The organism is Antarctobacter sp., assembly GCF_048262615.1.
GTDB lineage: Bacteria > Pseudomonadota > Alphaproteobacteria > Rhodobacterales > Rhodobacteraceae > Antarctobacter.
Map to the genome: position 1 here is coordinate 83,186 of NZ_JBLXFB010000001.1, position 20,374 is coordinate 103,559.

The window sequence follows — 20,374 nt, forward strand, 5'->3', positions numbered from 1 at the left end:
GGTGACATAGTTCAGGCTGAGGCAAGGCTGCGCGCCAGCGCGCAGAATTGTTCCAGCGGGACACGTTCGGCCCGTTCGGTCGGGGCGATCCCGGCCTCGGCCAGATGATCCTCGATCTGCGGCGACAGCCCTTTCAGGGCTGCACGCAGCATCTTGCGCCGCTGGTTGAAGGCCGTGGCCACCACCCGTTCCAGAACCTTTGGATCCGCCTCGAACCGGGGGGCGGGCAGGGCCGTCAGGTGCACCACCGCAGAGCTGACCTTGGGCGGCGGGGTAAAGGCCCCCGGTGGCAGCGTCAGCGCAATCCGCGCGTCACAGCGCCATTGTGCCAGCAGCGCCAGCCGTCCGTAGGCCTTGGACCCCGGCTCTGCCACGATCCGTTCAGCCACTTCTTTCTGGAACATCAGCGTCAGGGACCGCCATGCGGGCGGCCACTGCGGCGGCGTCAGCCAGCGCACCAGAAGTTCGGTGCCGACGTTGTAGGGCAGGTTGGCGCAGATCGCGTAGGGCGGTGTCAGATGCGCCTCTGCGTCGACGTCCAGCGCGTCGCCCTCGATCACCTCCAACCGGCCCGGATAGGCCTCTGCGATCTCTGCCAGCGCAGGCAGGCAGCGCGCGTCCTTTTCCACCGCCAGAACCTTGCGCGCGCCCTCGGCCAGCAACCCGCGGGTCAACCCGCCGGGACCGGGGCCGACCTCCAGCACATCGGTCTGTGACAGGTCGCCCGCCACCCGCGCAATGCGCGCGGTCAGGTTCAGATCCAGCAGAAAGTTCTGTCCCAGCGATTTGCGCGCGGACAATTGGTGACGCTTGATCACCTCGCTCAGCGGGGGAAGGTCGTCGATACGGCTCATATGGTTCCGGTGGCCTCTTTCCGAGGTCTGGTGTTGGTCATGTCGCGCCCGCCAACCGCGCGGCCATGCGCAGCGCGGCGAGCGTGGAACTGGGATTGGCCAGGCCCTTGCCCGCGATGTCGAAAGCGGTGCCATGGTCGGGCGAGGTGCGGATAAAGGGCAGGCCGAGGGTCACGTTCACCCCCTCATCGAAATCAAGCGTCTTGATCGGGATCAGCGCCTGATCGTGATACATGCAGATCGCGGCGTCGTACCCGGCGCGGGCGCGGTCGTGGAACATGGTGTCGGCGGGCAGGGGGCCGCGCAGGTCCAGTCCCTCGGCGCGCAGACGCTCCAGCACCGGGGCGATCAGCGCGGCGTCCTCTGTTCCCATGCGTCCGCCTTCGCCCGCGTGCGGGTTCAGGCCAGCGACGGCAAGGCGTGGGTTTGGAATGCCGAACTGGGCCACAAGCGCCGCTTGCGTGATGCGGATGCGCCGTTCCAGCAGGTCGGGCGTCAGCGCGGCGGGCACATCCGACAGCGCGATATGGATGGTCACAGGCACCACCCGCAGCCGGTCAGAGGCCAGCATCATCACCACCTCGTCCACCCCCGCCAGATGGGCCAGAAACTCGGTATGACCGGGATAGGCAAAGCCGGCGCCCTCTGCCAGCGCCTGTTTGTGGATCGGCAAGGTACACAGCGCCGAAGCCGCGCCGGACTGGACCAGCCGCACAGCTTCTTCGATGGCGGCGATGACGCCCGGCGCGTGGGCTGCCTGCGGCTGTCCGGGAACGCGGGGTCCGGGCATGTCCAGCGGCCAGACCGGCAAGCCCTGCGCCATGCGCGCCGATGCCTCCGACGGGTCCTTTAGCACGATGTGCGGGACACGACCCGGCAGATGCGCCGGGTCGCCGATCCAGAAGAACGGCAATGCGCCGCCCAGATGTTGCCACGCCGCCTCGGCCAGTTCCGGTCCGATCCCGGCAGGTTCTCCGCAGCTGACAGCGACCGGCGTCGCAGGGGTCATCGGTTGACGATGCGAGCGTCGGCGCGCAGTTGCGCGAGATAGCCATCGGCCAACGTGGCCAGACGACGGTTGCGCAGCCCGATGGTGACTTCTGTCCGGTCCACGTCTTCGGTGATCTTGGACGACCGACCGCAGAGCATCAGAAAGACCAGCGTCTGTCCGCCAGAGCGGGTGAGGGCCGTTGACACCTCGCCGGGGTCCAGCTTGGACAGTTCCAGCGCGATGTCGGTGGGCAGGTCTTCGACCGGCAAGGTGCCGCGATCCAGCACCTCTGCGGGCTGCCCCTTGGCAACACCGTACAGATCGTCGCAGCGGTCCACGGTGCCCGCCAGCACGCGCGCGCGGGCAAGCGTCTCTGGCGACCGGCCACCGGCCATGTAGTAGGCGGCATATTCGACGGCGCTGACCTCTTGCGGGGTAAAGCCGGTTTCCTCGATGTCGCGCAACTGGAACAGGGCCACGGCCCCGTCGAGCGGGATGGGCGCGGTCACTTCGCCCGGTGCCAGACCCAGCAGCAGCGGGCGCAGCGGCGGCGGCAGATCGTTCAGGTTCTGCCAGGGCAGGCGGCCACCGGCGTCGCGGGTGGCCGTGGCGGAGTACTGACGCGCCTGCGCCGAAAACGCGCCAAAGCTGTCGATCTGGGCGATACGCTCTGCTCGGGCACGCACGGCGGCCTCTTCGCCCGGTGGCATCGGCATGATGATCTCTGACAGCAGAACGCGCACCGTGCTGGTGCCGCCCTGCACCGACAAGGCGCGGTCGATTTCATCCTCTGACACGGTGGCGCGGCTGCCAAAGCGGGCCTGCACCAGTTGCCGCCAGCTGAGGCCGGCGGAGACGAAATCGCGGAACGTCTGTTCGGCCACGCCCTCGGCGCCAATGGCGGCGACAAACTGATCGCGGTCAAGATTGGCGCGACCGGCGAATTCCCCCATGCCGTCCAGCACCTCTTGTTCTGTCGGGCGAATGCCATTGTCGCGGGCGGCCTGCATGCGCAGGCGGTCGTCAATCAACTGCTCGCGTGCGAGTTTGTCGAGATTGCCCGGCGCGCTCAGCACCTGCAACATGCGCTTGCGCTGCTCGATCTCATAGTTGGTGATGACGCTGTCGTTGACCTGAATGGCGGGGGCAAAAAGGTTTTGCGCGGCCAGCGGGGCGGGGCTCAGGGTGATCGACAGGACCGCGAGGACCGGTGCAAGCAGGCGGGTCAGAATGAACATGTGCGGCGATACTCCTTGCCACTGGCGCCAGCGCCAAAGCCTCTTAGCGCGACGGTCAGATCGAAATCGGTGGAGGGTTCCAGGTTTGTAGCGGATGCGTAGTTCCGCGTTGCCTGAAAATCCACCTGAATACATTCGTTTCGGTATTGCAGGCCCAGACCGATACGGTCAAGCCGGTCATCGGCAAGGTCATAGCGCGCCTCGCCCGACGTCGCCCAGTTACGGGTCAGTTGATAGCGGCCATCAAAGGTCCATTCGGACTGTCGCTGGGTGCGATCCTCGTCGGCGTCGGTGACCAGCAGCAGGTAGGATGCGCCCAGATCCATCCGGGTATTGGACCAGCCGGCGCGCGCCTCGGCCTTGGAAAACTTGGCATCGCTGTCCAGCAGCCCGCGCGCCGACAACGTCAGGCCCAGCCGGTTGGCAAAGCGTCCCGCGATCAGCAGATCGGACTGTGTCCCGTCCAGCCCGGAGGACAGCGAAAAATCGGCATCGGCGGTATCCCGCCAAACCTTGCCCAGCGTGAGCGCCGTGGACCAGCCGCCGGGGGCCTGATGCAGCCAGCGCAGACCGGCGGCAAGGGTTGTGCCATGCTCGCGCCGGTCAGAGGCGGGAAAGCGCGACAGCGACAGCAGGTTGGCCTCATCGAATTCGACTCGGGTGCTTTCGTCGTTGGGGTTCCGCAAGCGGTCGCCCCCGACCCAGCCCAGTTGCACCACCGGCTCTAGCAGCGTGCGACCGCCACGGACCCCCTGACGTTGCATGGGATAGCGGAACTCCACCGCCACGCCGGGCACGGCGCGGCTGACCTCGGGGTCCGAAATGGCATCCTGTTCGGTCATGTATCGGTCGACCCAAAGATGCCCAGACAGTCCGGCCCGCACCCCGCCCGCAAGGGTCCAGCGGTTGCGCCAGCTGAATTCCGCATTGAGCCGGGTCACGTCGCGCCCGTCGATTTCGGTATCGTCGTCGCCGCCATCGGTGTCGCGGGTGGACTGACGCAGGTGGCCGTGAACTTCGGTTCCGAACCGGAATTCGCCACCGATGCCGGGGAAAAACCGCTGTTCCCTGCGGTAATCGACGATAAAGCGCGGCTGCGTTGCGTTGTCTTCATAGTCGCGCAGCGACTGATAGTTCAGGACGCTGGTGTCCATAAAGCTGTCGGCGGTGACCCGCGTCAGGGACAGGTTGCTCTTGAGCCTGTCGACATCGGTAATGTCGTAGTCATACAGGTAGGAATCGTCGCTGACGCCCTTGAGGTTGAAGCTTAGCTTGTAGTCGCGCGCGACCTTGAATTCGCCAACCGCGAATAGGTAGCCGCGTGGCCCGTCCGAGATCAGCGTGTCAGAGGACAGCGCCCCGGTCAGTGTCAGGTTTCCGGTGTGAAAGGCGCGGCGGTAGCGGAATTCCAGCGTGCGCGTCTTGGGTGACAGAAAGGGCGTCAGGGTGATGTCCTGATGGCGACCGATCGGAAAGAAATACGGTGTCTTGACCCCGAACCCCAGCAGGGTGCTGCTGGTGAAAGACGGGTAGAGAAAGCCGCGCGCGCGTTTCAGCGTGGGGTCGGGCAGGCGCAGACGTGGAAAGTAGAACACCGGCACGTCCAGCACGCGGAACTGCGCGTTGTCAAAGTACAACTGGCGTTCGTCCTGATCATGTACAACCCGCGAGGCGCGGATTTGCCAGAGCGGCACTTTGCGGTCGCCGCAGACAAGGCACGAGGTGACGGCGACCTTGCGGAACTGTGTATAGCGGCCGTTCACGCGGCGCGCCTCGACAGAGGCGACCTGCAATTGCTGGTCCAGAACCAGTCGCGCGCCCGCCAGTAGACCGTTTTGCAGCCCCTGATCCATCTCGGCATAAGTGGCGAGCAGAATATTGCCTTCTTCGTCGATGATCCGGATCGGGCCGTCGATGAACAGTTGGTCGGTCGTCCCGTCATAGACGATCCGCCCGGCGGTCATCCGCAGACCGTTGTGAAAGGCCTCGACGTTGCCGGTGGCAATCAGCCGTTCACCGCTTTCGACAAAGACGGCATCAGCCACAAGCATGGCCGGAACGGTGCCGGTCTCGGCTGTGTCCTGCGACTGGGCCGCTGTCCCCAGAACGCACAGCACCCCAAGGAGCCGGACAAGACGGTAAAACACGCGGGTCATCCGTCCTCCATATGCAGAACCAACCCCATTGCAAGCAGAACCGAGGCCACCGGCGGCACCCATGCCGCCACAAGCGGTGTCAACTGGCCATTGTCCCCCATGATCTGCGCGAAGTTTCGCACGTAATACAGGCCAAAGCCAAGCAGGACGGCAGACAGAATGGCGATACCGGTGCGGCCAAGGCGCGTGGGCCGCATGGTGAAGGCCGCGCCGATCAGGGTCATCGCCATCAGAAAGAGCGGGCGGGACAGTTCCATGTGCAACCAGACAACATAGCGGCGCGCCGAAAACCCGGCGGTTTCAAGGCCCTCGATAAAGGTTGGCAGGTCCCAGATCGCCACCGCCGAAGGCGTGCCGAACCGGTCGCGGATGCTGTCCTGCGTCAGATTGGAGGGCAGGCGCAGGGTGTCATGTTCTTTTGCGCCCGTTTCCGGGTTCAGGCCCGGTGTCAGCGGCCAAGCCTTGGCGGTGGTCAGCACCCAGAACCCGTCATCCAGCCGCGCGCTCTTGGCCAGAATGCGGGTCGCCGGCCCGCCCCCCGGCGCATAGGTGACAATGGACACCTCAAACAGTTCCGTCGCCTCGGCATTGGCGCGGGCGGCATGGATCACCGCCTGACCCTGATCGCCGCCCTGCCGCAGCCACAGGCCTTCGGGGCCGATCGACAGGGCCGAGGCGCTGCCGCTTTCCAGAGTTTCGCGCAGTTCGGTATAGCGTTTGGAGGTCGCAGAGACGATCGGGTTCATCAGACCGACGACCAGTCCACCGATGACAAGCGACACCGTGACAGGGGCCATCAGCGTGGCCACGCCCGACCGACCCGCCGCCCGCGCGGCCACCAGTTCGGACGACCGCGCCAGCCCAAGGAACAATCCCACGGTCGACAGGATCATCACCAGAGGCACGATTTCGTAGATGGCGCCGGGCAGCTTCATCAAGGTGACCTGCACCACTTGCCCGAAACGCACGTCCGAGTCGAAGCGGCGCATTTCCTCGATCAGGTCAAGCAGGCCCTGAAACAGCGCGAAGACGCCGAACACGCTGAGGAAGATCCATAGGAACCGGCGGGCAAAGTAGAAATGCAGGGTCACGCGGCGGCCTCCTGCGTGCGCGCCCGTGCGCGACGGGGCCGGAACGGACGGGCGGCCACCCACAGCAATACGGTCGCAAGGACAAGCCCGACAATGCTGGGCAGATAGACCAGCGGCCACAGCCTGACGTCGCCGCGCACCGGATCGGTCACGGCGCTTTCCAGCACTTTGACAAACACCAGCAGCCCGACGGCAAAGACAATTTGGCGGGTCACTCCGAACCGGGAGAATCCCCCCACCATCAGGGCCGAATAGCCGATCAGCGAAAAGGTCAGCGCCAGCAGCGGCAGCTGGAATCGCAGGTGGCCTTCCTCGATGGCCTCACCGGGGGTGTCCTTGGCCTCGGCAGCGGCGGCGGCGGGCTGGGTGATCAATTCCCATGTGGACATGTAATTCAGGCGTCGCTTGGTCGGCGCGGTCGAGGTTACCAGCCCCGAGACGTCATAGATCAGATCGCTGAAATTTGTCGTCGACAGGCGGCGGGTGTCGAGGTCCATGTCCTGCGCCATGCCGGTGAGCATCACCAGCTTGGGGCCCTCGTCGTCGCGCAGCAGATAGGCGCGCTCTGACGTATAGATCACGTCGCGCCCGACGGTGCGCCGGTCCGACAGCACCACGTCGCGCAGTTCGCCCTCCGGAGTGATATCGCGGATGTAGAAGGTCACGCCGTCGATCGGATGCAGAAACGCACCGTCGCGCAGCAGCCGCGCGCTGAGCGAGCCGGACAGCGCCTTTTCCCGGATGCGCAATTGCTCCAGCGATTTCGGCACCAGCAAATGCGTCAGCATCGACATCATCAGCGCCACGACGCATCCGAACAGCAACACCGGCCGGGCCAGACGCCAGGGCGAATAGCCGGTTGCCTGCACCACGGTCAGTTCGCTGTCGCTGTTGAGCCGGTTGGTGACGTAAACCGAGGCGGCGAAGGCCGACAGGGGCAGCACAAAAGTGATCACCGCAGGCAGCGACAGAACGGTGAATTCCATCACCACGCCAACCGAATGGCCATCCGAAATCAGCCGGTCAAACAGCGCAACGGCCTTATTCACCCAATAGACCGACACAAGGACTAGGGCGAAGAAGCCGAACGCTACCATCAGTTGCGACAGGACATATCTGTCGAATCTTTGCAATCGCGTGGTCCCCCCAGACCAAAGCAGGTGGCGGCACCCTAATCCATCGTGTGGAATTGGGAAAGGTGGCACTGGTCAACCGAGACCGGGGACGTTACCTCTCGTGGGCGAAACTCAGCTCAGGAGACGAGGACTTATGACCGAACTGCGCGCAATCCGCTTTGCCGAGGTGGCTCTGGACGGGCTTGACGAAGTCGAGGGACGCCTCGCCGTTGTCGTTTCGCCCGAAGGGGCGCTCAGCCCCGGCGCGCGGCGTCTCAACCGGCTGACCAAGGGGGCGTTGGGGCGTGCGGTCGAAAGCGCACCGTTCGGCAAGCTGGCCGCTGGCGAGGCGCTGACCCTTGCGTGGCCGTCGGGTCTGATCGTCGAGGCGCTGGATATCGTCAAGCTGGCGCGCCGTCCCGCCACGGCTGAAGCCCGCAAGGCCGGTGCGACACTGGCGCGGCTGGCCGGAAAGTCGGCGCTGACGGTGCTGGTCGAGGCCACACGCCTGCCCGAAGAGATCGCCCTTGGCGCGGCCCTCCGCAGCTATGCCTTTACCGCGCGCAAGTCGAAACCGGATGAGGCGCCCGCCGGTGCCGTGCTGATGGTCAAGACCCCCGATGAGGCCCAGGCAGGCTTTGCGGCGTCTCATGCCGTGGCCGAGGGTGTGGCCTTTACCCGCGATCTGGTGTCCGAACCGGCCAACGTGCTGTCAACCACGGAGTTCGCCGCGCGGCTGGAGGCGCTGCGCGACATCGGGCTGGAGGTCGAGGTTCTGGAAGAGGACAAGCTGACCGAACTGGGCATGGGCGCGCTGTTGGGCGTGGGCATGGGGTCGGCGATGCCGTCCAAGGTGGTGGTGATGCGCTGGAAAGGGGCCGAAGGCGCGCCGCTGGCCCTGATCGGCAAGGGCGTCGTCTTTGACACCGGCGGGATCAGCCTCAAGCCCGCGCAGGGCATGGAGGATATGACCATGGACATGGGCGGCGCAGGCACCGTCGCCGGTGTGATGAAGACGCTGGCGCTGCGCAAGGCGCAGGCGCATGTGGTCGGGCTGGTCGGTCTGGTCGAGAACATGCCCTCGCACATGGCGCAACGTCCCGGCGATATCGTCACCTCGATGAAGGGCGACACCATCGAGGTCATCAACACCGATGCCGAGGGGCGGCTGGTGCTGGCGGATGTGATGTGGCACGCACAGGAAAGCGAACAGCCTTCGGCGATGATCGATCTGGCCACGCTGACCGGGGCCTGCATCATCGCGCTGGGTCATGACAACGCGGGTGTCTTTTCGAACGACGACGCGCTGGCCGGTGACTTTCTCAAGGCGGCGGCGGCCGAGGGCGAGGGCGCATGGCGTCTGCCGCTGGGCAAGAGCTATGACGATCTGATCAAGAGCCAGAAAGCCGACATGAAGAACGTCGGCGGGCGGCCCGCGGGCGCGATCACGGCGGCGCAGTTCCTGCAACGCTTCGTCAAGGACGGCATGCCTTGGATTCACCTCGACATCGCGGGGGTGGCTCAGGTGACCAAAGACACCGATCTTTCGCCCAAGGGCGCGACCGGCTGGGGTGTGATGGCGCTGGACCGGCTGGTGCGCGACCGGTTCGAGAGCCACTGAGGCGCATCGGCGGTCGGAGCCACATATGGGAGAGGCCTTTTTCTACCACCTGACCCGGCGACCGCTTGAGGCGGTTCTGCCGGATCTGTTGGGGAAATCGTTGGGTCGCGGTTGGCGGGTCGCGGTGCGCGGCACCGATCCGCGGCGCATGGACTGGCTGGATCAGAAACTGTGGCAGGGACCCGAGGACGGGTTCCTGCCACACGGCCTGTCCGGTGGGCCGCATGACGCCGATCAACCCATTTTGCTGACCACCGACATGCAGGCAGGCAATGCGCCGGGCTGCCTGATGGCCATAGACGGGGCAGAGGTCGCGGCCGAAGAGGTCATCGCGCTGGACAGGGTGTGCGTCCTGTTCGACGGGCAGGATGGCGCAGCCTTGCAACGCGCGCGCGATCAGTGGCGGGCCCTGACCGGGGCGGGCTGCAAGGCGCATTACTGGTCCGAGGAATCGGGGCGCTGGGAGAAGAAGGCGGAAAGCTGAGGGAGAGACGAATTTTCGGCGAAAATTCGGGCCTGCCTTACCGTTGAAGCACCAGTTTGCCGCCGGAAATCTGGAGGCTGGAAAAGCGGTCGAGATAGGTCATCCCCAGCAGCGAATTCTGCATGTCGCCCGCGTTCACATAGGCCGCCACCCGCTGATCCGCAAAGGGGCCGAGCGTGACCGTGTCCAGCGTGACCGGCGCGGTCTGGACGGTGCCGTTGGCGGTCATGGCCTCGGACAGGAAGTGCAGTCTGGCCACGTCAATCCCGGCGCGTTCCGCCGCGGCGCGTGTCAGCACGACCGAGCTTGCGCCGGTGTCCACGACAAAGCGCGTGGGCGTGTCGTTGATCTGCAAGGTGACGTAGTAATGTCCGTCCGGCGCGCGCGGCAGTTCGACCCGGCCTTCGCTGCCAAAGACCATCTGCTGCGGCAGGACGGTGCCGCGAATATCGGTCCACAGTCCGTAGACCGCGATCACGCCGACGAAGATCAGCGCCCAGGCCGCCATCTGCTGCATCGTTTTGCCAAGGCTCGCGCGGCCCTGAACAAAAAACCAACTGACCAGCACGCCGCCCAGCAGCACGAGGTAGATGAGATTGCCGATCTGGTCTCCGGACATGACGCGTTTCCCTGTGGTTCATCCAAAAGATAGGGATTTCCGCGGCGGGTAACAGGGTCAGGCGGGCGCCAGTCCGAAATTGCGCAGTCCGTCCAGCACAAATTGCACCGACAGGGCCGCCAGCAACATCCCCAGAATCCGCGTGACGACGTTGATCCCGACGCGTCCCAGAAGGTGTTCGATCGGCCCGGCGATCAGGAACAGCGCCAAGGCCACCAGCAGGACGGCCAACATGACGGCAAGGATGGACACGACCTCGACCGTGTCGCCCGTCTGACCGACAAGCAGGATGATCGAGGCAATGGCCCCCGGTCCGGCAATCAGCGGGATCGCCAATGGAAAGACCGAAGGGTCCGGGAATTCCTCTTCGTCGGCCTTGTCTTCGCGCCGCTTGGTGCGGCGTTCGAACAGCATGTCCAGCGCGGTGATGAACAGCAAAATGCCGCCCGCGATCCGGAAGGCGGACATGGAAATGCCGATGAACCCCAGAACCGCCTCACCGAAAAAGGCAAAGAGCGTCAGGATACCAAAGGCGATTCCACAGGCGCGGTAGCCCACCATGCGGCGATGGCGCGCGTCGGTGCCTTGGGTGAGCGCGATAAAGATCGGCGTCAGCCCGATTGGATCGATCACCACAAACAAGGTGACAAAGGCGCTGATGAGAAAAGCGGTGTCCATGGTCATGGCCTAAAGGCGAAGTGCAAAACTGTCCAGATCGTTGGAGGAACTGGTCGAGGGTCCGTTTGCATGGCGCTGTCCCGCGCGATCCGTCTCAGGTATTGAAGGCCCCGCCCGACGGATCGAGCGCTTTTGCGTCCGAAGGCTACGCCCAAGGTACAAGGGAAGAAGGGACGCGCCTTGGTCAGGCGTTTTCTGCCGTGTCCAGTTTTTCCGCCGCCGTTTCCCACATCACTTCAGCGCGGTGGAGCGCTGTCATGACTTCGGCGTATTTCTTGTTCCAGACCTCAAGCTCGCCGACTTTTTCATTTTCATAAAGCGCGGGATCAGCGAGTTTCTTTGCCAGTTTCTCCCGCATCTCTTCGATCTTGGCTATGCGGTCTTCGCATTTGCGGACGTCGGAGCGCAGTTCCTGCATCTGGTCACGCGAGGGGCGCTTGGGTTTGCCCGGCGCGGCCTTGCTGGATTTCGACGGTTTCGCCGGGGCGTCGCGGGTCAGCAGCATGGTGCGATAGGCGTCAAGGTCATCCTCGTAGGGTTTCACCGTGCCGTCGCCCACCAGCCAGAGCCGGTCCGCCACCATCGACAGCAGGTGCATGTCGTGGCTGACAAGGATCACCGCTCCGGAATAGGCGGTGAGCGCCTCAACCAGCGCCTCACGCGATTCGATATCTAGGTGGTTGGTCGGCTCATCGAGGATCAGCAGGTGCGGCGCGTCGAGCGTCGCCAGCAACAGCGACAGACGCGCCTTTTGTCCACCGGACAGGCGGCCCACCTCTGTTTCCGCCTGCGCCGCCATCAGGCCAAAGCCCGCCAGCAGGGCGCGCAGTTTCGGCGGCAGGGTGCCGGGGCGTTCGCGTTGGACGTGCTGCAAAGGCGTTTCGTCCAGATGCAGTTCATCGACCTGATGCTGGGCGAAATAGCCGATGCGCAGCTTGGACGAGCGGTTCATGCGGCCGTCCATCAGCGGCAGCCGGTCTGACAGCAGTTTGGACAGGGTCGATTTGCCCTGACCGTTTTTGCCCAACAGCGCGATGCGGTCGTCCTGATCGATGCGCAGGTTCAGGCGGCGCAGAACCACGGTGTCACCGTAACCGGTTGAGCCGCCTTCGATATTGATGATCGGCGGCGACAGTTCATCGGGTTGCGGGAAAGAGAACACCCGTTTGGCGGCCTCTTCGGGCGGGGTTACCATGTCCATCCGCTCGATCATCTTGAGGCGGGCTTGGGCCTGTTTGGCCTTGGAGGCCTTGGCGCGGAAACGGTCGACAAACCCTTGCAGATGGGCGCGGCGGTCCTGCTGTTTCTTGGCGGTGGCGCTGAGCTGTGCGCGCTTTTCGGCGCGCAGTTTGACAAATCCGTCATACGGCGTGCCGTAATAGGTGAGCTTGCGGTCCTCGACATGCAGGATCGTGTTCACCGCCCGGTTCAGCAAGCCGCGGTCGTGGCTGATGACAATCACCGTGTGCGGGTATTTCATCAGGTAGCTTTCCAGCCACAGCGCGCCTTCGAGATCCAGATAGTTGGTCGGTTCGTCCAGCAGCAGCAGGTCGGGCTGGGCAAAGAGCACACCCGCCAGCGCCACGCGCATCCGCCAGCCGCCGGAAAAGGCGGAGCAGGGCTGTTTTTGCTGGTCGTCGTCAAAGCCAAGGCCCTTGAGGATGGTGGCGGCGCGGGCCTCCGCGCTCCATGCGTCGATGTCGGCGAGGCGGGTTTGCACCTCGGCGATGCGGACACCGGTGGCGGTCTCTGCCTCGGCCATCAGGGCGGCGCGTTCGGTGTCGGCCTCCAGCACGGTGTCGATCAGCGAGGTCTCTGACGCCGACACTTCCTGACTGACGCCACCGATGCGGGCGCGTTGCGGCAAGGAGATATCGCCGCCGTCCAGCGTCAGCTCGCCCTTGATCAGGCGAAAGAGCGTGGTCTTGCCCGCGCCATTGGGCCCGACAAGGCCGACCTTGTGACCGTCCGGGATTGTGGCGCTGGCCCCGTCGAACAGCGGGCGGCCGTCCACGGAAAAGGAAATGTTTTCGATCTTCAACATGGCAAGGCGCGTGCCAGAGGCGCGCGGGGGTGTCAATGCACGGCGTTGCGTCGGCGGGCCGAGACGAATTTTCGTCGAAAATTCGTTTGCGACAAAACCGCGTCACATTGGCGGGCTTTCCAATCGCCGCGCCCCATGCTACCGCCCCGCGCATCATTCATGCCCCGGACACACCGTCCGGCGCTAAACCGATGGAGCATCCCATGGCCCTTGAGCGCACTTTCTCGATCATCAAGCCCGACGCCACCCGCCGCAACCTGACCGGCAAGATCAACGCCAAGTTCGAAGAAGCGGGCCTGCGCATCGTCGCGCAGAAGCGCATTCACCTGACCAAGGCGCAGGCCGGCCAGTTCTACGCCGTGCACGCCGAACGTCCGTTCTACGACGAACTGTGCGAATTCATGGCCTCTGAGCCGGTTGTCGTGCAGGTTCTGGAAGGCGAAGGCGCCATCCTGAAGAACCGCGAAGTCATGGGCGCAACCAACCCCGCCGATGCCGCACCGGGCACCATCCGCGCCGAATTTGCGGAATCGGTTGGCGAAAACTCGGTCCACGGGTCGGACGCGCCGGACACCGCCAAGGAAGAGATCGCTTTCTTCTTTTCGGGTCTTGAACTGGTCGGCTGAACCATACCGTTTTGCGACTATTGATTGGGCCGTCCCGGTTTGGGGCGGCCCATTTCGTTTGCAGAACAGAGTCGTTGACTCGATCGTGCCGCCGCGTGCACTGTTTGAATATTCCGCTGATGTGGAGAATTCAGACATGCGTGTTTTGACTTTCGTCTTTTGTCTGACAGTCCTGCCCCGGTTGCTTTCCGCCGCCGAGATTGTCGTGGTCGCGCCACCCACGCTTTTTGATTCACACAACGTGGCTTGCACGTTGCGGTTGTCTGGCCGGATCACGGCAGGAGACGCGGACACATTGCGGACCCTGCTGGAGCGTCAGGGATACCTGGACGATGGGCAGAATTCGATACAGGCGCTGTGTCTTGACAGTCCGGGTGGCGCCCTGAACGAAGGTGTCAAGATTGCAGAAGTCCTGACAGCGTATTCTGTGCCCACGGTCTTGGCCGAGGGGGCGGAATGTCTGTCGGCCTGCGCCGTGGCGTTCATGGGCGGAACCCTGCGGTTCGACATTTATACGCCGATCCAAAGGAGCATGCATCCGACGGCGCGGTTGGGGTTCCATGCGCCGGATCTGGAGGTTCCTGACCGGTCGTATGATCGTGCGACGGTCACAAAGGCGTTCGACCTTGCCATAGATGCGATCGCCCGGATCGCCAAGGATCTGGACGACGCCAATTCCATGAGCCGGGTCAACAGGTTTCCGCGATCCCTGCTGGCAGAGATGCTGCGTCACAAGGGCAATGATTTCCTGTGGATCGACACGGTGGAAAAGGCGGCGGTCTGGGGCATCGATGTCGATACGAAAAAAGGGGTTGGACGTCAGGGGGTTGATCCGGTTCTGCTTTGTACGTTGATCCTTCGCCGGTTCCGGGATCAGCCGATTGTAGACTTTTCCCCCGGAGATCTCAGGACCGATGAGGCCATGAGGCGGGACTATTCGGACGATCTGGATCGTGACTGGAGCGTTTGGGTGAACAACTTTTCCAACGATTTTTGCGACATCAAATACTACGATTTCGAACCCCGGTATCGCGTCACGGCGTCTGAATACGATGCGCTTCCGATAGGGGATAGAAATTTCAATTCCTGGGTCGGTTACACGCCGGATACTCTGTTGCGCGACCTGAGATAGGTCATTGGGGGATTGACCGGCGTTTGGGGTTGCCCGCCGTGGTGCGGACGCCTGTCATCAACGGGCCCGGCTGCTGGGGTGGCGGCTGGGGTCAATGACGCCGATTTCATTCAGAATACGGTCCAGCGCGTTTTGTGGGGTGGCTTTGGTGCCCGCCTTTAGGGCGTCGAACTGGACGCGAAGGGCGTCCTTCTCGGCCCCTTTGCAGTCGTTCCAAGGGCGGCCCTGGAGCGCCATGTGCAGCACATAGTAGCCGATGAAATGCGGGCGCTGGCCGGACAGCAGCAGCCTGCGATACGCCTCATCCGGGCCGAGGGCGCGCAGGGTTTCGGCATCGGGGATGCCGGCCTCTGTGCAGGCCGTTTCAAACGCCGGGCCGAGGTTGCGGATGCTGCTGACCGGGGTGCCGCTCATTTCAGCATGGGGTTCAGGACGTCGAAAGGCAGGCCGGTGGTTAGCGTGTCAAAGCGCCCTTGAGTGCCGAACATGGCCTCTCCGGCGGTGTGGATCGTGCGGTAGGTGGCGCGGGCCAGTGCCGAACCAAGGGACAGGCGCGCCACGCCAAGGGCGGCAAAGTCGGCGCGGGCGTGATTGGCGAAAGGACCGGAGACGAGGGCGTTGAAGGGCAGGCCGGTGGCTTTGACCAAGCGCCCGAGCGCCGCCATCGAGGGCGGGCCGGGGACATAGACCCCGTCGGCGCCTGCGGATTCGAACGCCTGAATGCGGGCGATGGCCTCTTCGGTGTCGTAGTGGCCGGTGAGAATCCCGTCGGCGCGGGCGACGAGGAAGAAATCGCCCGGCAGGGCGCGGGCGGCGCTGGCGGCGGCGCGGATACGCTCTGCCGCGAGGGCGGCGTCATAGGGGGCGGAGCCGGGGAGGGCGGTGTCCTCGATGCAGATGCCAGCAAGGCCGATCTCGGCGGCAAGGCGCACGGTTTCGGCGCAGGTTTCCGGTGCCTCGCCAAATCCGTTTTCGAAATCGCCCGAGACGGGGACGTTGACGGCAGCCATGAGGTCCTGGGCATGTGCCAAGGCCTCGTCTCTGGTGATGGTTCCGGCGTCGGGGCGGCCCAGCGTAAAGGCGTGGGCCGCCGATGAGGTTGCGATGGCCTTGGCCCCCATCGCGACCAGCATCTTGGCCGATCCGGCATCCCAAGCATTTGCAAGGATGAAGGGATCGCCGGGGCGGTGCATGGCGCGAAAGCTGTCAGGCATCGGCATGGGCCTTGTTGTCGGCAAAGGCGCAGAGGGTTTTCAGCGACTCGACCAGACGGTCGTCCGCCGCGGTCAGGGCGACGCGGATGTGACCGGCAGCAGATTTGCCAAAGCTTTCGCCCGGCATGACGGCGATCAGGTGTTCGTCCAGCAGCGCCTCGGCAAAGTCGCGCCCCGAGAGGCCCGTCGCGCGGATGTCGAGCATCAGGTACATGGCCCCCTGCGCGGGGATGGCGGTGACGGTGTTCTGTTCGGCGATCACCTTGAGCGCGAGATCACGGCGGCGGCGGAAGGGGGCGGCGATCTGGTCCTCTAGATTGGGGCCTTGATTGAGGGCAAACAGCGCGCCGTCCTGAATGTAGCCGGGCACGCCGTAGGTGGTCGAGGTGGCGAGGTCGATGAGGCGGTCGATGGCCTCTTTCGGGCCAACCAGCCAACCGGCGCGCGAGCCGGTCATGGCATGGCTTTTGGACATCGACCCGACGACCAGCGTGCGCTCTGCCATGCCGGGCAGGGTGCGGGGGCTGATGTGGTCGCCTTGCCAGACCTGCGTGTCATAGACCTCATCCGAGATCAGCCAGAGATCGTGGTCGATGGCGGCGGAGGCGATCTCTTGCAGGGTTTCGCGCGGGTAGACCGTGCCGGTGGGGTTGTTGGGCGTGTTGACCAGCAGGCTTTTTGCGCCGCTGGTCGTGGCGGCGGCGCGGATCGCGGCCCCCTGCGGCAGGAAGGCGCGGTCCGCCTCTGTCGGGACAGGGACCGCGCGCCCCGAGGCGGCGCGGATCGTGCCGGGGTAGGTGGCGTAATAGGGGTCAATGTAGAGCGCCGCATCGCCGGGCGACAGCACGGCGACATGGGCCGCGAACAGCGCGGCCTGCCCGCCGGGGGTGATCAGCACGTTTTCGGGGCCGGTGGGCACGCCGGTGCGGGCGGTGATGCGCTCTGCCACGGCCTTGCGCAGCCCCGAAACGCCCGGAACCATCGCATAGCCGGTGTGGCCGCCGCTGGCCGAGGCGTGGATCGCCTGAAGGATCGAGGCGTCGGTGCCGATGTCATGTTCGCCGATGGTCAGTTCCGTCACCGGCTGGCCTGCGGCGGCCATGGCGCGGGCGCGGTAGAACACCTCCCACCCGTCAGAGCCGCCTTCGTTGAGCGTGGTGATGCGGGTCGAGAGATGGGGCATAGCGGGTTCCTTTCGTTGAAAATGGTTTGCCAGAGGCGCAGGCGCGCGGCAAGCAGGTTTGGCCTCTGTTAAGGTTTGGTTTGGAAGTGTGAATGAAATCAGTTGGTTGCGCGCGGGGGTGGGATTGACCCATCGCGCGGTCGACCGTATGTTTTTCCCATGCTGGACGAGGTGCGGCAGGCGGCCCCTGGGGGAGACCTTTGGGGCCGTTTTTCGTGCCTTGCACCCCCGGAGGGGCAAAAACCTACAGGCAAGTAAGGTGTCGAGCATGAGCAGAGCAGAGCAAAAAGAACAAGAACAGCGCATCGTCATCACCGCCAACGAGCGGTGTGAGCGGCTGCGCAGACAACGTGATCGGGCGACAGCGACGATCGCGGAACTCATCGATCAGATCGAGGAGCTTCAGAGCAGGGTCCGTCGGGGAGACATCGCGAAAAAGACCGAGGCGAGTGGCGCCTTGAATGAGTTGAAATACTGGCTGCGTGCGGCCCGAGAAACGGAGTTGGAACTTGAAGCAATCATCAGAAAAGACGAAGGAATCGGAGATGCCTACGGGCTTGACCTCGACGCCGCGAGATTTGCGGTCGGGTGCCGCCTGGATAGCCTCCGCACCTGTTGTGGTGAAGGATAGGTTTCTGGATGAAATGACCGACGGGGAGCGCCTTGCGCTCCCCTATCTATTCGAGTTCTGGGCCCATCCGCACCAGTTGCCACCCGAGGGCGACTGGCGGACATGGGTCATTCTGGGCGGGCGTGGTGCGGGCAAGACACGGGCCGGTGCCGAATGGGTCCGCGCGCAGGTAGAAGGGGCCAAGCCGATGGACAAGGGGCGTTGTCGACGGATTGCCCTGATTGGCGAGACTTATGATCAGGCGCGCGAAGTGATGATTTACGGTGATAGCGGAATCATGGCCTGTTCGCCGTTTGACCGTAAGCCGACTTACAACGCCTCGCGCCGCACGCTGATCTGGCCGAACGGGGCGGAAGCCACGGTGTTTTCGGCGCAAGACCCGGAGGCGCTGCGCGGGCCTCAGTTTGACGGCGCTTGGGCGGATGAGATGGCGAAATGGAAAAAGGCGCAGGATGTCTGGGACATGCTGCAATTCGGGTTGCGTCTGGGGGAGGCGCCACGTGTTTGCGTGACGACGACACCGCGCAACGTCGAGGTGTTGAAGGAACTGCTTGAGACGCCCTCGACCGTGTCGACCCATGCCCGGACCGAGGCGAACCGGGCGCATCTGGCGGCCTCTTTCCTTGAGGAAGTGCGGGCGCGCTATGAGGGGCAGTCTTTGGGGTTGCAGGAGTTGGACGGCGTGTTGCTGGATCAGGTCGATGGGGCCTTGTGGACGCGCGAGATGTTTGACGGCGCGCGTGCAGGGCGACTGCCGGAGCTGGACCGGGTTGTGGTGGCAGTCGATCCGCCTGCGGGCAAGGGGCCAAAGTCCGATGCTTGCGGGATTGTCGTGGCCGGGATCGTCGAGGCAGACGACCCGCGCGACCGCCGGGCCTATGTGTTGGAGGATGCCTCGATCCAGGGGTTGTCGCCGACGGGCTGGGCGACGGCGGCAATCGAGGCCGCCGCGCGCTGGCAGGCGGACCGTGTGGTGGCCGAGGTCAATCAGGGCGGCGCGATGGTTGAGACAACGTTGCGGCAGGTCGATCCCTATGTGTCCTACAAGGCGGTGCATGCGACGGAGGGGAAATCCGTCCGGGCCGAGCCGGTGGCCGCGCTGTATGAGCAGGGGCGCGTGAAACACGCGCGCGGGCTGGACGAGCTTGAATCGCAGATGTGCCTGATCACGCCGCATGGCTATCATGGCGCTGGCAGTCCCGACCGCGTGGACGCGCTGGTCTGGGCGCTGACGGAACTGATGCTGGGCAAACGCCCGGTGAAGCGGACGCCGCAGGTGCGCGGGCTTTAACGGCCCGTTGCGGCCGTTGCGCGAGGGCCGAACGGTGGTGTGACGCGGTCTTAATCCGCCCGCCATAGTTTGCTTCATGAGACGCAGGGGCAGCAAGCCTCTGACCCAAACCAAAGACGAAGATGACCTGCAACGCGACCGCCCCCGGCTGTCGCGGGCGGGACAGTGCGGGCCCTTGGGCCGCCTGAGGAAAGGAGCGACTAGGGATGGTATTCGATTTTCTGCGGCGGAACGGGCAGGGGCCGGAGGTGGCGAGCGCGCCGGAGGCCAAGGCCTCGGCGACGGGCCGGGTCGTGGCGCATCTGAACGGCGGTCGCGTTGCGTGGAGCCCGCGGGATACCGTATCGCTGACCAAGCAGGCCTTTGCCGGCAACCCGGTGGGCTTTCGCGCGGTCAAGCTGATTGCCGAAGCGGCGGCGGCCTTGCCGCTGGTGTTGCAGGACAATGCAACCCGCTATGCCGAGCATCCGATCCTCAAGCTGATCGCGGCACCGAACCCCGGTCAGGGCCGGGCGGAACTTTTCGAGGCTCTGTATGGTCAGTTGCTGCTGTCGGGCGATGGTTATGTCGAGGCCGTGGCGGGCGACGAGGGGCTGCCGTTTGAGCTGCATGTGTTGCGCAGCGACCGGATGAGCGTTGTGCCCGGTGCCGATGGCTGGCCGGTGGCCTATGAATACGCCGTAGGCGGGCGCAAGCATCGCTTTGGTGTGACCGGCGCGATCTCTCCGATTTGTCATGTGAAGGCGTTCCATCCGCAGGATGATCACTATGGGTTGTCGCCCTTGCAGGCGGCGGCGCAGGCGGTGGACGTGCACAACGCAGCCTCGCGTTGGTCCAAGGGATTGCTGGACAATGCGGCGCGGCCCTCTGGTGCAATCGTCTGGAATGGCGCGGACGGGCAGGGGCAGTTGAGCCCCGAACAGTTCGAACGGTTGCAATCCGAGATGGAGATGCATCACCAGGGTGCGCGCAATGCGGGGCGTCCGATGCTGCTGGAGGGTGGGCTTGACTGGAAGCCGATGGGCTTTTCGCCTTCGGACATGGAGTTCCAGAAAACCAAGGAAGCGGCGGCGCGCGAGATCGCGGTGGCCTTTGGTGTGCCGCCGATGCTGCTGGGGATCACCGGCGAGGCGACCTATGCCAACTATGCCGAGTCGCACCGCGCCTTTTACCGCCAGACGGTGCTGCCGCTGGCGACCAAGGTCGCGGCGAGCGTCGGGCGCTGGCTGTCGACCTGGGTTGGCGAGGAAGTGGTTCTGACCCCCGACCTTGATCAGGTGCCGGCATTGGCGGTCGAGCGCGACGCTCAGTGGAACCGTGTTGCAACGGCCGATTTCCTGACCGCTGCCGAAAAGCGTCGGATGCTGGGGTTGCCGGCTGAGATGGAGGAGACGGGCAGTGACTGA

Annotated in this window: 19 protein-coding genes; 7 read left to right on the forward strand and 12 right to left on the reverse strand. The window is 64.5% G+C overall.

The features are described from left to right. Nucleotides 1–11 precede the first annotated feature (11 nt). Genes rsmA through lptF form a run of 6 tightly spaced genes read right to left on the reverse strand, consistent with a single transcriptional unit; the run spans nt 12 to nt 7,463 of the window. Complete coding sequence (gene rsmA, locus ACN0S5_RS00400; RefSeq protein WP_417204971.1) at nt 12–854, reverse strand: 16S rRNA (adenine(1518)-N(6)/adenine(1519)-N(6))-dimethyltransferase RsmA; 843 nt, start codon at nt 852–854, stop codon at nt 12–14. Nucleotides 855–891: 37 nt separating this feature from the next. Beyond that, entirely contained in the window at nt 892–1,863 is a 972-nt protein-coding gene (gene pdxA, locus ACN0S5_RS00405) for a 4-hydroxythreonine-4-phosphate dehydrogenase PdxA (RefSeq protein ID WP_417204972.1), read from the reverse strand. Then, nucleotides 1,860–3,083 (reverse strand): peptidylprolyl isomerase, encoded by a 1,224-nt coding sequence (locus tag ACN0S5_RS00410; protein ID WP_417204974.1) that lies wholly within the window; start codon nt 3,081–3,083, stop codon nt 1,860–1,862. The genes pdxA and ACN0S5_RS00410 overlap by 4 nt, the downstream gene beginning before the upstream one ends. Beyond that, nucleotides 3,071–5,239: an LPS-assembly protein LptD gene (locus ACN0S5_RS00415; protein WP_417204975.1), complete on the reverse strand. Its 2,169-nt coding sequence runs from the start codon at nt 5,237–5,239 to the stop codon at nt 3,071–3,073. Before ACN0S5_RS00415 ends, ACN0S5_RS00410 begins: the two co-directional genes overlap by 13 nt. Continuing rightward, a complete protein-coding gene (lptG, locus tag ACN0S5_RS00420; RefSeq protein WP_417204977.1) occupies nt 5,236–6,330 on the reverse strand; it encodes an LPS export ABC transporter permease LptG in 1,095 nt (364 codons plus the stop codon). The genes ACN0S5_RS00415 and lptG overlap by 4 nt, the downstream gene beginning before the upstream one ends. Continuing rightward, nucleotides 6,327–7,463 (reverse strand): LPS export ABC transporter permease LptF, encoded by a 1,137-nt coding sequence (gene lptF, locus ACN0S5_RS00425; protein WP_417204979.1) that lies wholly within the window; start codon nt 7,461–7,463, stop codon nt 6,327–6,329. The genes lptG and lptF overlap by 4 nt, the downstream gene beginning before the upstream one ends. Nucleotides 7,464–7,599: 136 nt before the next feature. Between lptF and ACN0S5_RS00430 the strand changes: the two genes are divergently transcribed. Together ACN0S5_RS00430 and ACN0S5_RS00435 are read left to right on the forward strand one after the other, a co-directional pair. Further along, on the forward strand, nt 7,600–9,066 hold the full coding sequence (locus tag ACN0S5_RS00430; protein ID WP_417204980.1) for a leucyl aminopeptidase: 1,467 nt from the start codon (nt 7,600–7,602) through the stop codon (nt 9,064–9,066). Between the two features lie 25 nt (nt 9,067–9,091). Next, nucleotides 9,092–9,550, forward strand: coding sequence for a DNA polymerase III subunit chi (locus ACN0S5_RS00435; protein WP_417204982.1), 459 nt, complete (start codon nt 9,092–9,094; stop codon nt 9,548–9,550). Between the two features lie 37 nt (nt 9,551–9,587). Here the strand turns inward: ACN0S5_RS00435 and ACN0S5_RS00440 are convergent, their stop codons facing one another. The 3 genes from ACN0S5_RS00440 to ACN0S5_RS00450 form a co-directional block, all read right to left on the reverse strand. Continuing rightward, entirely contained in the window at nt 9,588–10,169 is a 582-nt protein-coding gene (locus ACN0S5_RS00440) for a retropepsin-like aspartic protease family protein (protein WP_417204984.1), read from the reverse strand. Between the two features lie 57 nt (nt 10,170–10,226). Continuing rightward, entirely contained in the window at nt 10,227–10,847 is a 621-nt protein-coding gene (locus tag ACN0S5_RS00445; protein WP_417204986.1) for a MarC family protein, read from the reverse strand. A gap of 184 nt (nt 10,848–11,031) precedes the next feature. Further along, on the reverse strand, nt 11,032–12,891 hold the full coding sequence (locus ACN0S5_RS00450) for an ABC-F family ATP-binding cassette domain-containing protein (protein WP_417204987.1): 1,860 nt from the start codon (nt 12,889–12,891) through the stop codon (nt 11,032–11,034). 203 nt (nt 12,892–13,094) lie between these two features. Here ACN0S5_RS00450 and ndk point away from each other — a divergent pair, with 203 nt between their 5' ends. Both ndk and ACN0S5_RS00460 read left to right on the forward strand, forming a co-directional pair. Continuing rightward, nucleotides 13,095–13,517 carry a nucleoside-diphosphate kinase gene (gene ndk / locus ACN0S5_RS00455; RefSeq protein ID WP_323770054.1) on the forward strand — a complete coding sequence of 141 codons (423 nt, stop codon included), beginning with the start codon at nt 13,095–13,097 and terminating at the stop codon, nt 13,515–13,517. After that, a complete protein-coding gene (locus tag ACN0S5_RS00460; RefSeq protein ID WP_417204989.1) occupies nt 13,501–14,649 on the forward strand; it encodes a hypothetical protein in 1,149 nt (382 codons plus the stop codon). Before ndk ends, ACN0S5_RS00460 begins: the two co-directional genes overlap by 17 nt. 57 nt (nt 14,650–14,706) lie before the next feature. Here ACN0S5_RS00460 and ACN0S5_RS00465 read toward each other — a convergent pair whose 3' ends face one another. Genes ACN0S5_RS00465 through ACN0S5_RS00475 form a run of 3 tightly spaced genes read right to left on the reverse strand, consistent with a single transcriptional unit; the run spans nt 14,707 to nt 17,046 of the window. After that, nucleotides 14,707–15,063, reverse strand: a complete 357-nt coding sequence (locus tag ACN0S5_RS00465; RefSeq protein WP_417204990.1) for a TfoX/Sxy family protein — start codon at nt 15,061–15,063, stop codon at nt 14,707–14,709. Next, nucleotides 15,060–15,869 carry an isocitrate lyase/PEP mutase family protein gene (locus ACN0S5_RS00470; RefSeq protein WP_417204992.1) on the reverse strand — a complete coding sequence of 270 codons (810 nt, stop codon included), beginning with the start codon at nt 15,867–15,869 and terminating at the stop codon, nt 15,060–15,062. Before ACN0S5_RS00470 ends, ACN0S5_RS00465 begins: the two co-directional genes overlap by 4 nt. Continuing rightward, complete coding sequence (locus ACN0S5_RS00475) at nt 15,856–17,046, reverse strand: pyridoxal phosphate-dependent aminotransferase (RefSeq protein WP_417204993.1); 1,191 nt, start codon at nt 17,044–17,046, stop codon at nt 15,856–15,858. Before ACN0S5_RS00475 ends, ACN0S5_RS00470 begins: the two co-directional genes overlap by 14 nt. Nucleotides 17,047–17,314: 268 nt before the next feature. On the opposite strand from ACN0S5_RS00475, the gene ACN0S5_RS00480 reads away from it, so the two are divergent. The 3 genes from ACN0S5_RS00480 to ACN0S5_RS00490 all read left to right on the forward strand — a co-directional run bounded on the left by ACN0S5_RS00480 (nt 17,315) and on the right by ACN0S5_RS00490 (nt 20,374). Continuing rightward, nucleotides 17,315–17,677 carry a hypothetical protein gene (locus ACN0S5_RS00480; RefSeq protein WP_417204995.1) on the forward strand — a complete coding sequence of 121 codons (363 nt, stop codon included), beginning with the start codon at nt 17,315–17,317 and terminating at the stop codon, nt 17,675–17,677. A 13-nt stretch (nt 17,678–17,690) separates the two neighbouring features. Continuing rightward, the gene (locus tag ACN0S5_RS00485) at nt 17,691–18,968 is read left to right on the forward strand and encodes a DNA-packaging protein (RefSeq protein ID WP_417204997.1); all 1,278 of its coding nucleotides are present in this window, start codon (nt 17,691–17,693) and stop codon (nt 18,966–18,968) included. Nucleotides 18,969–19,174: 206 nt separating this feature from the next. After that, nucleotides 19,175–20,374, forward strand: coding sequence for a phage portal protein (locus tag ACN0S5_RS00490; RefSeq protein WP_417204999.1), 1,200 nt, complete (start codon nt 19,175–19,177; stop codon nt 20,372–20,374).

What these genes read in the sequence shown, in the direction of transcription:
- rsmA (WP_417204971.1), bottom strand. Translation starts at nt 854, where the DNA reads ATGAGCCGTATCGACGACCTTCCCCCGCTGAGCGAGGTGATCAAGCGT.
- pdxA (WP_417204972.1), bottom strand. Translation starts at nt 1,863, where the DNA reads ATGACCCCTGCGACGCCGGTCGCTGTCAGCTGCGGAGAACCTGCCGGG.
- ACN0S5_RS00410 (WP_417204974.1), bottom strand. Translation starts at nt 3,083, where the DNA reads ATGTTCATTCTGACCCGCCTGCTTGCACCGGTCCTCGCGGTCCTGTCG.
- ACN0S5_RS00415 (WP_417204975.1), bottom strand. Translation starts at nt 5,239, where the DNA reads ATGACCCGCGTGTTTTACCGTCTTGTCCGGCTCCTTGGGGTGCTGTGC.
- ACN0S5_RS00430 (WP_417204980.1), top strand. Translation starts at nt 7,600, where the DNA reads ATGACCGAACTGCGCGCAATCCGCTTTGCCGAGGTGGCTCTGGACGGG.
- ACN0S5_RS00435 (WP_417204982.1), top strand. Translation starts at nt 9,092, where the DNA reads ATGGGAGAGGCCTTTTTCTACCACCTGACCCGGCGACCGCTTGAGGCG.
- ACN0S5_RS00440 (WP_417204984.1), bottom strand. Translation starts at nt 10,169, where the DNA reads ATGTCCGGAGACCAGATCGGCAATCTCATCTACCTCGTGCTGCTGGGC.
- ACN0S5_RS00445 (WP_417204986.1), bottom strand. Translation starts at nt 10,847, where the DNA reads ATGGACACCGCTTTTCTCATCAGCGCCTTTGTCACCTTGTTTGTGGTG.
- ACN0S5_RS00450 (WP_417204987.1), bottom strand. Translation starts at nt 12,891, where the DNA reads ATGTTGAAGATCGAAAACATTTCCTTTTCCGTGGACGGCCGCCCGCTG.
- ndk (WP_323770054.1), top strand. Translation starts at nt 13,095, where the DNA reads ATGGCCCTTGAGCGCACTTTCTCGATCATCAAGCCCGACGCCACCCGC.
- ACN0S5_RS00465 (WP_417204990.1), bottom strand. Translation starts at nt 15,063, where the DNA reads ATGAGCGGCACCCCGGTCAGCAGCATCCGCAACCTCGGCCCGGCGTTT.
- ACN0S5_RS00470 (WP_417204992.1), bottom strand. Translation starts at nt 15,869, where the DNA reads ATGCCGATGCCTGACAGCTTTCGCGCCATGCACCGCCCCGGCGATCCC.
- ACN0S5_RS00475 (WP_417204993.1), bottom strand. Translation starts at nt 17,046, where the DNA reads ATGCCCCATCTCTCGACCCGCATCACCACGCTCAACGAAGGCGGCTCT.
- ACN0S5_RS00480 (WP_417204995.1), top strand. Translation starts at nt 17,315, where the DNA reads ATGAGCAGAGCAGAGCAAAAAGAACAAGAACAGCGCATCGTCATCACC.
- ACN0S5_RS00485 (WP_417204997.1), top strand. Translation starts at nt 17,691, where the DNA reads ATGACCGACGGGGAGCGCCTTGCGCTCCCCTATCTATTCGAGTTCTGG.
- ACN0S5_RS00490 (WP_417204999.1), top strand. Translation starts at nt 19,175, where the DNA reads ATGGTATTCGATTTTCTGCGGCGGAACGGGCAGGGGCCGGAGGTGGCG.